The sequence below is a fragment of the Micromonospora sp. ATA51 genome, from assembly GCF_016802855.1.
In the GTDB taxonomy this organism is placed as follows: Bacteria; Actinomycetota; Actinomycetes; order Mycobacteriales; family Micromonosporaceae; genus Micromonospora; species Micromonospora sicca.
Map to the genome: position 1 here is coordinate 1 of NZ_JAEVHJ010000174.1, position 13714 is coordinate 13714.

The following is a 13714-nucleotide window of genomic DNA, read 5'->3' on the forward strand; positions in this document are numbered from 1 at the left end:
TCGGTCCGCGATCCGCCGCCCGGCCCCCTGGGTCGCCCACGCCATCACCCCGCGCGACCGCCGGCGGGGCGACCGGACGACGGCGCCCGCGAGCTGACGCCGGCCGGCGGGCATCGACCCGCCGCCGCCGCGGAGAGCGACCGATCTCACAGCCGGCTCCGCTGCGGAGCCGGCCCGCGACGGATCGGCCAGGTCACGACCGGCCTGGGCCCGGGCCGCCCGGACGGCGGGAAGCTGGCCATCCCCGCCCCGCCCCGCCGTCACGTCGGCGATCGTGTGAGGATCAGCGACAAAGCCGGCAGCGGCGACGGCCGCATCCTGCCGGTCCACCCCGCAACGTCGCGAGGAGGAGCCGTCATGACGAACACCAGGACGCGGATCCCGCAGGATCTCGACCGCAACCTCGCCCTCGACCTGGTCCGGGTCACCGAGGCCGCGGCGATGGCGGCCGGCCGTTGGGTCGGTCGGGGCGACAAGGAGGGCGGCGACGGGGCAGCCGTCGACGCGATGCGCAAACTGATCAACTCGATCCCGATGCGGGGCGTCGTGGTGATCGGCGAGGGCGAGAAGGACAACGCCCCGATGCTGTTCAACGGCGAGGAGGTCGGCGACGGCAGCGGCCCCGAGGTGGACGTGGCGGTGGACCCGGTCGACGGCACCACCCTGATGAGCAAGGGCATGCCGAACGCCCTCGCGGTGCTGGCGGTTTCCGAGCGGGGTTCGATGTTCGACCCGAGCGCCGTCTTCTACATGGAGAAGCTCGCGGTCGGCCCGATGTACGCCGACGTGGTGGACATCAACGCCGGGGTGGCCGACAACCTGCGCCGGATCGCCAAGGTCAAGGGCACCGACGTCTCCGAGGTGACGGTCTGCGTGCTGGACCGGTCCCGCCACGACGACCTGGTGAAGCAGATCCGGCGGACCGGCGCGGGCATCCGGTTCATCTCCGACGGCGACATCGCCGGCTCGATCGCCGCCGCCCGGGGCGAGTCCGACGTCGACGTGCTGATGGGCATCGGCGGCACGCCGGAGGGCATCATCTCCGCCTGCGCGCTCAAGTGCATGGGCGGGGCGATGCAGGCGAAGCTCTGGCCGCGCGACGACCAGGAGCGGGAGAAGGCGCTCGCCGCCGGGCACGACCTGGACCGGGTGCTGCTCACCGACGACCTGGTCACCGGGGACAACTGCTTCTTCGTGGCGACCGGCGTGACCTCCGGCGACCTGCTGCGCGGGGTGCGCTACCGGGCCGGCGGGGCGTACACCCAGTCGATCGTGATGCGGTCCAAGAGCGGCACCATCCGGGTGATCGACTCGTACCACCGGCTCGAGAAGCTGGCGCTCTACTCGGCCGTCGACTTCGACGGTCGCCCGCTGGCCGAGCAGGAGTGAGCGCGACCGGGACGGTGGCGCCCCCCACGCTGTCGACCACCCGGCGGGTCGCCGGCGTCGGGCTGGCCACCGCCTCGGGGGTCGCGGTGGCCGTGCAGTCCCGGATCAACGGCGAGTTGGGCGTACGACTGGGCGACGGGATCGCCGCCGCGGTGGTCTCCTTCGGCCTGGGCCTGCTGATCCTGCTGGTGCTGGTCCCCGCCACCCCGGGCGGCCGGCGGGGGCTGGCCGCGTTGCGGGCGGCGCTGGCGCAGGGGTCGCTACGGCCGTGGCAGTGCCTCGGCGGGGTGTGCGGGGCCTTCCTGGTCGCCACCCAGGGGCTGACCATCGGCACGCTCGGCGTCGCCGTCTTCACCGTCGCCGTGGTGGCCGGGCAGTCCGCCAGCGGCCTGCTGGTCGACCGGGCCGGCCTCGGGCCGACCGGCCGGCAGGCGGTCACCCCGAACCGACTGGTCGGCGCGGCGCTCACCGTGCTGGCGGTGCTGCTGGCGGTGGGCGACCGGCTCGGCGACCCGGGCGCCCTGGCGCTGGCCCTGCTGCCGATGCTGGCCGGGGTGGGCATCGCCTGGCAGCAGGCGGTCAACGGCCGGGTGCGGGGAGCCTCCGGCAGCGCGCTGTCGGCCACGCTGGTGAACTTCACGGTGGGCACGGCGGCCCTGCTCGTCACCCTCGCGATCGACGTGGCGGTCCGTGGCCGCCCGGGCGGCAGCTTCCCGACCGAGCCCTGGCTCTACCTGGGCGGCCCGATCGGCATCGTCTTCATCGCGCTCGCCGCCGCCATCGTCCGCTTCACCGGGGTGCTGCTGCTCGGGCTGGCCACCATCGCCGGGCAGATTGTCGGCGCCGTACTGCTGGACCTGGTCCTGCCGACCGCGGCCTCGCATCCCGGGCCGGCCACCCTGCTCGGCGCGGCGCTGACCATGGTCGCGGTCCTGATCGCGGCGCTCGGGCCGGCACCGCGCCGCTGACGCCCGCTCCGGCGGCGGGCGACGCGGGCGGCGGTGGCCGGTCAGCGGCGCAGCGCGGCGACGGTCTCGGCGAGGGCGACGTCCAGCGGGGTCGGTTCGACGCCCAGGGTGGCGGTCAACGCGCTGGAGTCGAGCAGGTAGGGCCGGTCGAACTGGTAGGCGGTCTCGCGCAGCTCGCGGGCGAACGGGTTGGCCAGGCCGCCGAGCCAGAGCACCGGGTAGGGCATCCGGATCAGCCTGGGCGCGGGGGCGCCGGCCAGGGCCGCCGCCCGGGTGGCCAGCTCCCGCATTCCGACGGCGGGCGCGCTGGGCACGTGCCAGGCGCGGCCCCAGGCCCGCGGGTCGGTGGCGGCGGCGACCAGGGTGCGGGCCACGTCGTCGATGTACGTCCAGCTGTGCGGGGCGTCCCAGTCGACCGGGAGGAAGACCCGCTTGCCGGCGAGCACCCGGGGCAGCACCAGCATCGGCAGGGAGGTGGCCCCGGCGCCCAGGTAGTCGGAGCCGCGCACCTCGGTGACCCGGGCCCGGCCGGCCCGGTGGGCGGCGAGCGCGTCGGCCCACATCCGGTTGCGCACCTGCCCCTTGACGCCGGTGGCCGCCGGCGGGGTGGCCTCGGTCATCGGCCCGTCGACCGGGCCGTAGCCGTAGAGGTTGCCGACCGTGGCGAGCACCGCGCCGCTGCGCTCGGCGGCGCTGAGCAGCGCCGCGGCGAGCGGCGGCCAGTCGGTCGGCCACCGGTGGTACGCCGGGTTGGCGCAGTTGTAGACGGCGTCGGCGCCGTCGGTCAGCGCGGCCAGCCGGTCCGCGTCGGCGGCGTCGGCGGCGACCCGCTCGACGGCCGGGTGCTCGGGCCCGGTGCCCCGGCGGGTCACCACCTGCACCTGGTCGCCGCGTCCGGCGAGGAGCCGGGCCGTGGCCGTGCCGACGGGACCGGCGCCGACGATGACGTGCAGGGCCATGAGGGCCACCTTTCGAAGCAGGGGTCTGATCCGAGAGCACTGCTCTCGCCGAGAACGGGACCAGCATGACCCGCCGCATGACACTTCGTCAAGAGCAGTGCTCTCTATTTTGATTGGCGCTCTCATCCGTGGCAGAGTGGGGGCATGGTCGCCCACTCGCTGCGCGCCCGGGTCCGTGCCGGAATGATCGACGAGATCAAGACGGTGGCCCGCCGCCACCTCGCCACGGACGGCGCCAACCTCTCGCTGCGCGCGGTCGCCCGGGACATGGGCATGGTCTCCTCGGCGATCTACCGCTACTTCCCCAGCCGGGACGACCTGCTCACGGCCCTGATCCTGGAGGCGTACGACGCGCTCGGCGACGCGGTGGAGGCGGCCGACGCGGCGGTCGAGCGGCGCGACCTGCGCGGGCGCTGGCACGCGGTCTGCCGGGCGGCCCGGGCCTGGGCGCTGGCCCACCCGGCCGAGTACGCCCTGATCTACGGCAGCCCGGTCCCCGGGTACGCGGCCCCGGACGACACGGTCGCACCGGCCCAGCGTCCCCCGGTCGTGCTGGTCGGCATCCTGCACGACGGACTGACCACCGGCCGGCTCACCCCGCCGCCCGACGAGTTGCCCGACCCGCTGCGCGAGGACCTCGCGGAGGTCGCCGCCGGCCTGTACCCCGGCATGTCCGAGGCGCTGCTGGCCCGCGGCATGGCCGGCTGGACCCAGTTGTTCGGGCTGATCAGCTTCGAACTCTTCGGCCGGATCACCCGGACGCTCCCGCACCGGGACGAGTACTTCGACCACCAGACCGGCCTGATGGCCAACCTGATCGGCCTCCCCGGACCGTCCTGACCGGTCCCCGCCGCGCGAGGCGCGACGGGCCGGTCGCGGCGTCAGCTGCCGTCGGAGGAGTGACCGGGGAAGAGGTGGGCGCTCGGGTCGATCGCCACCGCCGCGTTGTTCACCGCCGTGGCGGCCTCGCCGAAGCCGGTGGCGATCAGCCGGACCTTGCCCGGGTACTCGGTGATGTCACCGGCGGCGAAGACCCGGGGCAGGTTGGTGGCCATCGCGCTGTCCACCACGATGTGCCGGCGATCCAGCCGCAGGCCCCACTCCGCGAGCGGACCCAGGTCGGCGGTGAAGCCGAGCGCCGCGATGACGCTGTCCACCGGCAGCGTCTCCGCGACGCCACCCCGGACCACGATCTCCGCGGCGGTCACCCGGTCCTCCCCGTACAGCCGGGTCACCTCGGCGTTGACCACCACCCGCACCGGCAGGGCCAGCACCCGGGCGACGGTCGACGCGTGGGCGCGGAACCGCTCCCGGCGGTGCACCAGGGTCACCGACCGGGCCAGCGGCTGGAGGGTCAGGGCCCAGTCGAAGGCCGAGTCACCGCCGCCGACGATCAGCACGTCCCGGCCGGCCAGCTCGGTCGGCTGCGGTACGAAGTAGACGATCCCGGTGCCGGCGAAGCTGTCCGCGGCGGGCAGCGGCCGGGGCGTGAAGCTGCCCAGCCCACCGGTGACGATCACGGCGCCGCAGCTGAGCTGCTCGCCCCCGGCGAGCCCCAGTACCGGCCGCCCGTCGGCGTAGGAGAGCTTCTCGGCCCGGGTGCCGAGCAGGTACGCCGGCGCGAACGGCGCGGCCTGGGCGACCAGGTTCGCCACCAGGTCCCGCCCCTTGACGGCGGGGAAGCCGGCGACGTCGAGGATCAGCTTCTCCGGGTACATCGCGGCGACCTGGCCGCCCGGCTCGGGCAGCGCGTCGATCACCGCCACGGAGAGCCCACGGAACCCGGCGTAGTACGCGGCGAAGAGCCCGGCCGGACCGGCCCCGATCACGGCGACATCGACTTCGCGCATGCGTACCGTCACTTCCGCCTCGCGGATCAACGTGTGCTGATGCCGACGGTAGGCGGGCGGGTGCCCTCCGGCAAGCACGTCCCATGACCCGTTCGGACGACCCTGCCGGCCGGTCAGGGCAGGGTGAGCGGCGGCTCCGTGTGCTGCGGCTGGTCCAGCTCGGCGCGGCGGCGGCGGAACAGGACCGCCGCGACGATCCCGCCGAGCAGCCCGAACAGGTGGCCCTGCCAGGAGATCCGCTCGTCGGTGGGGAGGATGCTGAGCAGTTGCCAGCCGTAGAGCAGGCCGACCAGCAGCACCACCGCGACGTTCCACCAGCTCCGCTCGACGACGCCCCGGGTGAGCAGGATGCCCAGGTAGCCGAAGATGACGCCGCTCGCGCCGACCACCACCGAGTTGGGCGAGCCGGTGAACCACACCCCCAGCCCGCTGACCAGGATGATCACCAGCGTCGACCAGAGGAACCGGCGGGTGCCGGCGGCCAGCACGAAGGTGCCGAGCAGGATCAGCGGGATGCTGTTGCTGTAGAGGTGGGTGAAGTCGGCGTGCAGGAACGGCGAGAAGAAGACGCCGTCCAGCCCCTGGATCCGGTGCGGGATGATCCCGGCCGCCACGTCGAGGTCGGCGTGCAGCCCGACGTCGAGCGCCTCGATGAGGAAGAGCACCGGCACGACCGCGCACATCGCGACGAAGGCCCGGCCCAGCGAGGCGTAGAACGCCTCGGTGCCGAACCGGTGGGGATCGCCGCCCGTCGGGCCGCCGCGCCAGGTCACGTACCAATGGCTATCAGCAATCGCGGTCGACCGCCACTTGAGCGGCGCGTCCCAGGGCGACACGACGGCGGCGGGGTGTGTGGCTGCCCACACACCCCGCCGTCGTCAGCGTCGGATCAGTACCAGCCGGTGCTCTGCGAGTGCGCCCACGCGCCGCACGGGTCGTCGTACCGGCCCTCGATGTAGCCGAGCCCCCACTTGATCTGGGTGGCCGGGTTGGTCTTCCAGTCGTCGGCGACCGAGCCCATCTTGCTGCCGGGCAGCGCCTGCGGGATGCCGTACGCGCCGGAGCCGGAGTTGTAGGCCTTGTGGTTCCAGCCGCTCTCCTTGGTCCAGAGCTTGTCGAGGCAGGGGAACTGGTCGATGGCGAAGCCCTCGTCGAGCATGATGGCGCAGCCGATCGCCCGGTTGCCGCTGAACTCCTCGCAGGAGGCGGGGATCGGGCCGTCGTACGGCTTGGCAACCTGGGCTGCCGCCGCTTCCCGTTCCTTCTTCCGGGACGCCGCCGCTGCCTCGGCCTCGCGGGCCCGTTCGGCGGCCTCCTTGGCCGCCGCCGCCGCCCGCAGCTTGGCCTGGTACTCGGCGGCCCGCTGCTTGGCCGACTCCAGCCGGTGGTCGGCCTGCAGCTCACGCTGGTACGCGTACTCCGCCCGGTCGACCTCGAGGCCGACCTGCGCGGTCAGGCCCTGTTGCTGGGTTTCCCGGTCTTCGCCCAGATAGAAGCCGCCGGCAACGCCCACGGAGAGCAGTGCGACGGCGGCCGTACGGGCACCGAACCGGCTCCACAGCCGACTCACGAAGTGGTCCCTTCGTCGGGGGCAAGGACACGACGCGACGCGTGGCCGTCCGTGGCCGCGTCGGCGCCGTGAGCGCCCCGACCCCGCGGGTCGCAGCCGACGCACCGGCGTTGACCGTCTCCATTCGCCGGGGCGAGCGATGACCGACGATCTTTCTGGTGCGTGGGCGCTCGCTGGACACCATCGCGCACAGTGAGGCGGATGGGAAACCAACAGCCACATTTGTGATCTGGGCCACAAAGCGAATACCCGCAAGGAATGACAAACCCGGCAGGGAATCGATATCAGAGCGGAATGTCCTCCAACAGATCCGTCACCATGGCGGCGATCGGCGACCGCTCCGAACGACTGAGCGTGACGTGTGCGAAGAGCGGATGGCCCTTCAGCGCCTCGATCACCGCGGTCACCCCGTCGTGCCGTCCGACCCGCAGGTTGTCCCGCTGCGCGACGTCATGGGTGAGCACCACCCGCGACCCCTGGCCGATCCGGGACAGGACGGTGAGCAGGACCCCCCGCTCCAGCGACTGCGCCTCGTCGACGATCACGAAGGCGTCGTGCAGGCTGCGCCCCCGGATGTGGGTGAGCGGCAGCACCTCGAGGATGCCCCGGGTGGTGACCTCCTCCAGCACGTTCTCGTGCACCACCGCGCCGAGGGTGTCGAAGACCGCCTGGGCCCAGGGAGACATCTTCTCCGACTCCGACCCGGGCAGGTACCCCAGTTCCTGACCGCCGACGGCGTAGAGCGGGCGGAACACGATCACCTTCTTGTGCCGGCGGCGCTCCATCACCGCCTCCAGCCCGGCGCAGAGCGCCAGCGCCGACTTGCCGGTCCCCGCCCGCCCGCCGAGCGAGACGATCCCGATCGACTCGTCCAGCAGCAGGTCCAGCGCCACCCGCTGCTCGGCCGAGCGACCGTGCACGCCGAACGCCTCCCGGTCGCCGCGGACCAGTCGTACGGTCTTGTCGGACAGCACCCGGCCGAGCGCCGAGCCACGGGCCGAGTGCAGCACCAGACCGGTGTGGCAGGGCAGCCCGGCGGCGGCGTCCAGGTCGAGCGTCTCGCCCGCGTACAGCCGGCCGATCTCCTCCTCGCCCAGCTCCAGCTCGGCCATGCCGGTCCAGGTCGGGTCGCTGGCCTGGCCGTGCCGGTACTCGTCCGCCCGCAGGCCGACCGAGGCCGCCTTCACCCGCAGCGGCATGTCCTTGCTGACCAGGGTGACCTCGCACCCCTCGGCGGCGAGGTTGAGCGCCACGGAGAGGATCCGGGCGTCGTTCGACTCGTTCCGGAAGCCGGGTGGCAGCACCCCGTCGTCGGTGTGGTTCAACTCGACCCGGAGCGTGCCGCCCTGGTCGTTGGCCGGCACCGGCCGGTCCAGCCGGCCGTGCTTCACCCGCAGCTCGTCGAGCATGCGCAGCGACTGCCGGGCGAACCAGCCCAGTTCCGGGTGGTGCCGCTTGCCCTCCAGCTCGGAGATGACGACGAGCGGCAGCACCACCTCGTGCTCGGCGAAGCGGTGGAAGGCCGCGGGATCGGAGAGGAGGACCGAGGTATCCAGGACGAAGGCCTGGCCGGCTGGTCGGGGCTCCTCGGTGCCGACCGACGCGGCGGCCGTGGTGCGGCGGCTGCGGGTGGTCCGGCGGGTCGTGGCAGTCGCGGCCGGGGTCTGGTCGGCACCGGCGGGGGTACGGCGAGTCGTCACAGGCCTGCTCCGCGGATGGGCACCCGGCCACCCGTGTTCCGCCTCGTCCGGTGCCCGGTGGACACGGGGTCGGATGCGGGCCCCGTGCGCGAGGTCGCAGGTCCGGGCTGGCCGGCTGGCCCGGGAGAACCCCGTGCCATGACTAGACGCTAGTCGCGTCACGGCCCTTCGGCTAGTACGCGGCAGTGGATCCCACCCGACCGGGGCGTGAACGCCGGGCGGCGGAACCGGCCGGGATGCATGCCCCCTGCGCGCATCCCGGCCGGCGGACCACCGTCACCGGTCTGACGTTGGTCCCGACGGTGCGCGTCCGCCGCGGACGACGCACCGTGTACCTGGCGGACCTCAGCCCTGCCGGCGGACCAGCGTCCCGGCCGGATGCCGGCCGCCGACCACGGACGCGGTGAACGAGGAACCGGTGTAGGTCGTGCCCTGCCGGGTGGCGATCCCGCCGAACTGTGCGGTCGCGGTGGCGCGGGAGGACGGCCCCGGCGCGGGCCGGCCACCGAGCGCGACCGCGGTCGCCGTACCGTCGCGCGGGCCCGTGCCGACCGGCGGCACCGCGGCCGACGTCGGGGCGACGACCGGGCCGGCCAGCGCCGAGGCGATGGCGGCCTGGGCGTCGCGGCGCCGCCGGTTCCAGGCGCCCCGGTCACCGTCGAAGTAGCCCTGCCGATAACCGAAGCGGTAGCCGATCCGGTAGCTGAGCTGGCCGTGCAGCCGGCCCGCCGCATAGCTGGTCGACCCGAGGACGAGGACGAGGAAGACCGCGAGGAAGGGGCTCATCCGGCCGCTCCCGCCGGCGTCGGGTCGCCGGACACCCCGCTCGCCCGCCGGGTCATCGCTCCTCCGGCTCGGCCGCGGGGTCGACGACCAGCAGCCGCTCCAGATCGGCGGTGCTGACCTCCTCGACCAGTTCGACGCTGATCCGGCAGCCGTCCAGCACGACCTCAGCGACCGAGGAGCGCCGGATCTCGCCGCCGGCGTCGTAGACCCGGACGCTCAGCTCGGGACAGCCGAGGTGGATACGCCAGGCGTTCCACTCGTCGCGGTCCGCGACGCTGAGGGAGAGGTAGCGGCAACCCCGGGCGAGGTAGAGGCGCCAGGGCGCGCTCAGCCCGGCGGCCACCCCCTCGGCGATCAGGCCGAACGCCTGGGCGCGGGTGGCGAGCTCGGTCACCGGACCCCCTTGAAACCCGCGGAGTGACGCATGTGAGCACTCATCGTCTCATGCACGTGACACACCGTAAGTTGTCTCATGGGCGTGACAGTATCAGCTTTTCGTCTGTTTACCGCCGTACTGGTGGGCACCTATTCTGCCCGGGTGGCACCCCTCAAGAGCAGCGCTGGATCGTTTACCGGAAATCCGAGAGAGCCGTCACGTCTGCGTGACAGCAGCGTGCCGGGCCTCCCCGGGGCGGACGACTGGTCGTACCGTCACGGGGTGACCGAGACGGCCAACGCACGGAAGATCGCCTTCGCCACCTTCGTACGGCGCGCGCTGGACGACGCCCGGGCCATGCGGGCCTGGAGCGGGACCGAGGTCTCCCGCCGCACCGGCGTCTCCCGCCAGACCATCAACCGCTGGGTACGCGGCGACTGGGCCAGCGACCCGGAGGCGGAACGGGTGGTCGCCTTCTGCCAGGGGCTGGGCCTCAACCCGGCGACCGCCTTCACCGCCCTGGGCTGGGACCGGGCGGCTCCGCCGCGCAGCGCCCCGAGCCCACCGCCGATGGATCCCGACGTCGAGGCACTGCTCCGCCGTCTGGTCGACCCGAATGTGTCGGACGCGGAGAAGTTCCACATCCGGGAAACCATTCGTTACCTGGCTTATCGCCCAACTCTTCCGGTCGAAGTCCGAAATAGAGGTAAACAAGCCGGGTAGTTCCTCAGATGGCGAAAGAATGGTAGGGCAGACCCGATCGTTTCCCTCCGGGGCCGGAACGGGCGCGCTAGCGTCCCTATTCGTACTGCTTGGGCTCGTCATCGGCGGGGGGACGGGACAAGGCCGAATCCAGCCCTGCGGGACAGAAGGAGGGGTCTGTCCATGACCCTGAAATGGTTGGCAGTCGTGGTCGCGGTGGTTTCGGTGACATCGTGCGTGACCGGCAACGTGGTGGTCGGCGTGATCAACGGCGGGCAGCTTCCCCTAGTCGTCAATCTCTTCGCGCTCATCACCGCCGGCACCGCGGTGGTCCTCGCCGTGGTCGCCGAGCTGCACGACCGGCTCAACGACCGGGTCAGCGCGCTCACCGAGTTCCTGGTGGCCAGGCTGAACGAGATCGAGACGCACACCGGCGACCGGAACACCGGCTTCGTGGAGGGCTACCTGCTCAGCCACGGCCAGGAGGCGGCCGTCGTGCCGTTCGGACGCCGGGGACGGGGGGCCGCCGAACGCTGACATGTCCCGCCGGCTGAGCGTCACATCTCGGCCACGAATGAGCCGCACCGCCCGGGGTACGCTGTCGCCCGTGCCGCCGTTGAATCTGGGCAACCAGCAGCCGAAGACCCCGCTGGACGCTGAGCACGCCTGGCGGGCGACCGCCGAGCGGGCCGCCGACACGGTGCTCTTCTTCGACTTCGACGGCACCCTCGCGCCGGTCGGCGACGACCCGACCGCGGTCCAGCCCGCCCCGAAGGTGCTCGCCGCGCTGGAGGCGCTCGCCCCGCTCGTACGCCGGATCGCCATCGTCTCCGCGCGGCCGGTGGAGTTCCTCCGCGACCACCTCGGCGGCCTCGGCGGGATCGACCTGTACGGGCTCTACGGCCTGGAGCACAGCCACTCCGGCGGCGAGACGGTCACCGAGCCGGCCGCCCTGCCCTGGGTGCCCACCATGGCGGAGCTGGCCGAGCAGGCCCGCGCCGAGTTGCCGCCCGGCGCCCTGGTGGAGTTCAAGCGGCTCTCCGTCGCCCTGCACTGGCGCACCGCCCCGCAACTCGGCAACCTGGTGCAGGAGTGGGGCCGGGCCCGCGCCGAGCGGCTCGGGCTGCGCTGCCAGGCCGGCCGGATGGTGCTGGAGCTCAAGCCCCCGGTCGACCGGGACAAGGGCATGGTGATCGGCGAGATCGTCCGCGACGCCGGCGGCGCCTGGTACTTCGGTGACGACGTCTCCGACATCAAGGCGTTCGCCGCGCTGCGCGCCCGCGCCGCCGCCGACCCCCGGTTCGTCGGCGTCTGCGTGGCCGTCGCCAACCCGGAGACCGGTCTCGAGGTGGCCGACGCCGCCGATCTGACCCTGGACTCCCCGGCCGCGCTCGCCACCTTCCTCACCGACGCCCTCCCGCACCTCACCTGACCGCGCGGGCGGTGGGTGGTCAGGCGCCGAAGCGGCGTTGCCGGGTGGCGTACGAGCGCAGGGCCCGGAGGAAGTCGACGCGGCGGAAATCCGGCCAGTTCAGCTCGCAGAAGTAGAACTCCGAGTGGGCCGACTGCCAGAGCATGAAGCCGGAGAGCCGCTGCTCGCCGCTGGTCCGGATGATCAGATCCGGATCGGGCAGGCCCTTGGTGTAAAGATGCTCGGAAATGTGGTCGACGTCGATCGAGTTGGCCAGTTCCTCGATCGTGCCGCCGTTCGCCGCGTGCTCCAGCAGCAGCGAGCGGACCGCATCGGCGATCTCTCGCCGGCCGCCGTACCCGACCGCGATGTTGACCTGGGCGCCGCCGCTGCGGTTCCGGGTGCGCTCCTCGGCGGCCTTCAGCGCGGCGGCGTGCTGCGCGGGCAGCACGTCCAGCGCGCCGACCATCCGCAGCCGCCAGGGGTTGCCCTCCTCGGCCAGCTCGGTGGTGAGGTCCTCGATGATCTGGAGCAGCGGGTCCAGCTCGGCCGCCGGCCGGGAGAGGTTGTCGGTGGAGAGCAGCCAGAGCGTGACGTGCCCCACGCCGGCGGCGTCGCACCAACGCAGCAGCTCCTTGATCCGCTCGGCGCCCATCCGGTGGCCGTCGTTCGGGTCGACGAAGCCCATCTCCCGGGCCCACCTGCGGTTGCCGTCGCACATGACGCCGACGTGCCGGGGCACCGGCTTGCCCGCGAGCCTCGCCGTCAGCCGGCGCTCGTACACGGAGTAGAGGAGTTTCCGCAGAGTCATCACCTTGCAGGGTAGCGACCCCCGTTGAAGATCAGTGCCGCGGAGGCCGATCCCTGGCCGGGAGACCGATGCCGATCATGGCCAGGGTGCGGGCGTCCAGCCGCCCGTCACCCAGCCCCAGCTCCACCACCGTCCGGTAGACCCGGTCGTCGCGGCGGGCCGCCCGGACCGCCGCGTCGACCACCCGCCGGCGCCGGGCCAGCCAGGCCGCGACCGAACTGTGCCGCAGGTGGGTGCCGAACCGCCGACGCAGCGTGTCCGCGTACCGGCGGGCGGCCTGACCCGGGGAACCGGCCGCCGCCGCGCCGGCCAGCGCGCCGGACCGCAGCGCGTAGAAGATGCCCTCCCCGGTGAACGGGTTGATCAGCGAGAGCGCGTCGCCGGCCAGCACCACCCGGTCCCGCCCCGGCGCCGCCGGTGGGTGGAGAGCGGCGAGGTGGTGGGCCCGCAGCTCGGTGACCGTCGCCGGATCCGTGCCGGGCAGCAGGGCGGCGAGACGGTCCACCAGGTGGGCCCGGGTCAGCGGCTCGCCGCGCAGCACCTCCCCGTACCCGACGTTCGCCCGGCCGTCGCCGATCGGGAAGGACCAGGCGTACGCCGGCCAGCGCGGCGCCGAGGTGACGATGAGCTGCTCGGGCGGGCCGGGCAGCGCCGGGGCGTACCCCCGGATGGCCAGCGCCAGGTGGCGGTCCGGGTTGACCGGGTGGCCGAGCGCCCGGCGGACCACCGAACCGGCGCCGTCCGCGCCCACCACCGCCCCGCCCGACAACTCCCCGTCCAGCACCACCCGGTCGCCCCGGAGCTCCACCCGGCGCACCGTGTGCCGGCGCAGTTCCACGCCGGCCGCCACCGCCGCCGCCACCAGCCGGGCGTCGAAGACCTTCCGGGGCACCGTGTACGCGGGCCGGGGCAGCGCCCGGGCCACCGCCCCGCCGCCGGGGCCGACCAGCCGCAGCGCGGGCAGCGGGGCGTACCCGTCGACGGCGTCGGCGACGCCCAGCTCGGCGAGGACGTCCAGCGCGTGCGCGGCGATCCCGTCCCCGCAGGCCTTGTCCCGGGGAAAGTCGGCCCGGTCCAGCAGCAGCACCCGGGCGCTGGGCGCCGACCCGCGGGACCGGGCCCGGGACCTGACCGCCGCCTTCGCCGACCCGACGGTCACCGCGGTGCTCGCCACCGTCGGCGGGGACGACCT

At 73.5% G+C, this 13714-nt stretch carries 15 protein-coding genes; 6 read left to right on the forward strand and 9 right to left on the reverse strand.

Annotation, left to right across the window (positions count from 1 at the left end):
• Window positions 1-357: 357 nt before the first annotated feature.
• The gene (gene glpX / locus JNW87_RS23685; RefSeq protein ID WP_109806002.1) at window positions 358-1389 is read left to right on the forward strand and encodes a class II fructose-bisphosphatase; all 1032 of its coding nucleotides are present in this window, start codon (window positions 358-360) and stop codon (window positions 1387-1389) included.
• The gene (locus JNW87_RS23690) at window positions 1386-2357 is read left to right on the forward strand and encodes a DMT family transporter (protein ID WP_109806001.1); all 972 of its coding nucleotides are present in this window, start codon (window positions 1386-1388) and stop codon (window positions 2355-2357) included. The genes glpX and JNW87_RS23690 overlap by 4 nt, the downstream gene beginning before the upstream one ends.
• A gap of 41 nt (window positions 2358-2398) precedes the next feature.
• Here the strand turns inward: JNW87_RS23690 and JNW87_RS23695 are convergent, their stop codons facing one another.
• Entirely contained in the window at window positions 2399-3316 is a 918-nt protein-coding gene (locus JNW87_RS23695) for an NAD-dependent epimerase/dehydratase family protein (RefSeq protein ID WP_109806000.1), read from the reverse strand.
• A 144-nt stretch (window positions 3317-3460) separates the two neighbouring features.
• On the opposite strand from JNW87_RS23695, the gene JNW87_RS23700 reads away from it, so the two are divergent.
• Window positions 3461-4156 (forward strand): TetR/AcrR family transcriptional regulator, encoded by a 696-nt coding sequence (locus JNW87_RS23700; RefSeq protein ID WP_109805999.1) that lies wholly within the window; start codon window positions 3461-3463, stop codon window positions 4154-4156.
• Between the two features lie 41 nt (window positions 4157-4197).
• Here JNW87_RS23700 and JNW87_RS23705 read toward each other — a convergent pair whose 3' ends face one another.
• From JNW87_RS23705 to JNW87_RS23730, 6 genes are all read right to left on the reverse strand, one after another.
• Window positions 4198-5166: an NAD(P)/FAD-dependent oxidoreductase gene (locus JNW87_RS23705; protein ID WP_109805998.1), complete on the reverse strand. Its 969-nt coding sequence runs from the start codon at window positions 5164-5166 to the stop codon at window positions 4198-4200.
• A gap of 113 nt (window positions 5167-5279) precedes the next feature.
• Window positions 5280-5939: a rhomboid family intramembrane serine protease gene (locus JNW87_RS23710; RefSeq protein WP_109805997.1), complete on the reverse strand. Its 660-nt coding sequence runs from the start codon at window positions 5937-5939 to the stop codon at window positions 5280-5282.
• Between the two features lie 116 nt (window positions 5940-6055).
• The gene (locus JNW87_RS23715; protein WP_109805996.1) at window positions 6056-6736 is read right to left on the reverse strand and encodes a lytic transglycosylase domain-containing protein; all 681 of its coding nucleotides are present in this window, start codon (window positions 6734-6736) and stop codon (window positions 6056-6058) included.
• 284 nt (window positions 6737-7020) lie between these two features.
• Complete coding sequence (locus JNW87_RS23720) at window positions 7021-8436, reverse strand: PhoH family protein (protein WP_109805995.1); 1416 nt, start codon at window positions 8434-8436, stop codon at window positions 7021-7023.
• A 345-nt stretch (window positions 8437-8781) separates the two neighbouring features.
• Window positions 8782-9222 carry a hypothetical protein gene (locus JNW87_RS23725; RefSeq protein ID WP_109805994.1) on the reverse strand — a complete coding sequence of 147 codons (441 nt, stop codon included), beginning with the start codon at window positions 9220-9222 and terminating at the stop codon, window positions 8782-8784.
• Window positions 9223-9274: 52 nt separating this feature from the next.
• On the reverse strand, window positions 9275-9616 hold the full coding sequence (locus tag JNW87_RS23730) for a hypothetical protein (protein WP_109805993.1): 342 nt from the start codon (window positions 9614-9616) through the stop codon (window positions 9275-9277).
• 264 nt (window positions 9617-9880) lie between these two features.
• Between JNW87_RS23730 and JNW87_RS23735 the strand changes: the two genes are divergently transcribed.
• From JNW87_RS23735 to otsB, 3 genes are all read left to right on the forward strand, one after another.
• Window positions 9881-10321 carry a helix-turn-helix transcriptional regulator gene (locus JNW87_RS23735; protein WP_109805992.1) on the forward strand — a complete coding sequence of 147 codons (441 nt, stop codon included), beginning with the start codon at window positions 9881-9883 and terminating at the stop codon, window positions 10319-10321.
• Window positions 10322-10483: 162 nt separating this feature from the next.
• Window positions 10484-10837, forward strand: coding sequence for a hypothetical protein (locus tag JNW87_RS23740; protein ID WP_109805991.1), 354 nt, complete (start codon window positions 10484-10486; stop codon window positions 10835-10837).
• Between the two features lie 70 nt (window positions 10838-10907).
• Window positions 10908-11732 (forward strand): trehalose-phosphatase, encoded by an 825-nt coding sequence (gene otsB, locus JNW87_RS23745; RefSeq protein ID WP_109806005.1) that lies wholly within the window; start codon window positions 10908-10910, stop codon window positions 11730-11732.
• Window positions 11733-11751: 19 nt separating this feature from the next.
• Here otsB and JNW87_RS23750 read toward each other — a convergent pair whose 3' ends face one another.
• Both JNW87_RS23750 and JNW87_RS23755 read right to left on the reverse strand, forming a co-directional pair.
• Complete coding sequence (locus JNW87_RS23750; protein WP_109805990.1) at window positions 11752-12522, reverse strand: isoprenyl transferase; 771 nt, start codon at window positions 12520-12522, stop codon at window positions 11752-11754.
• Between the two features lie 31 nt (window positions 12523-12553).
• On the reverse strand, window positions 12554-13696 hold the full coding sequence (locus tag JNW87_RS23755) for an FAD-dependent monooxygenase (RefSeq protein WP_238454420.1): 1143 nt from the start codon (window positions 13694-13696) through the stop codon (window positions 12554-12556).
• Between the last annotated feature and the right edge of the window lie 18 nt (window positions 13697-13714).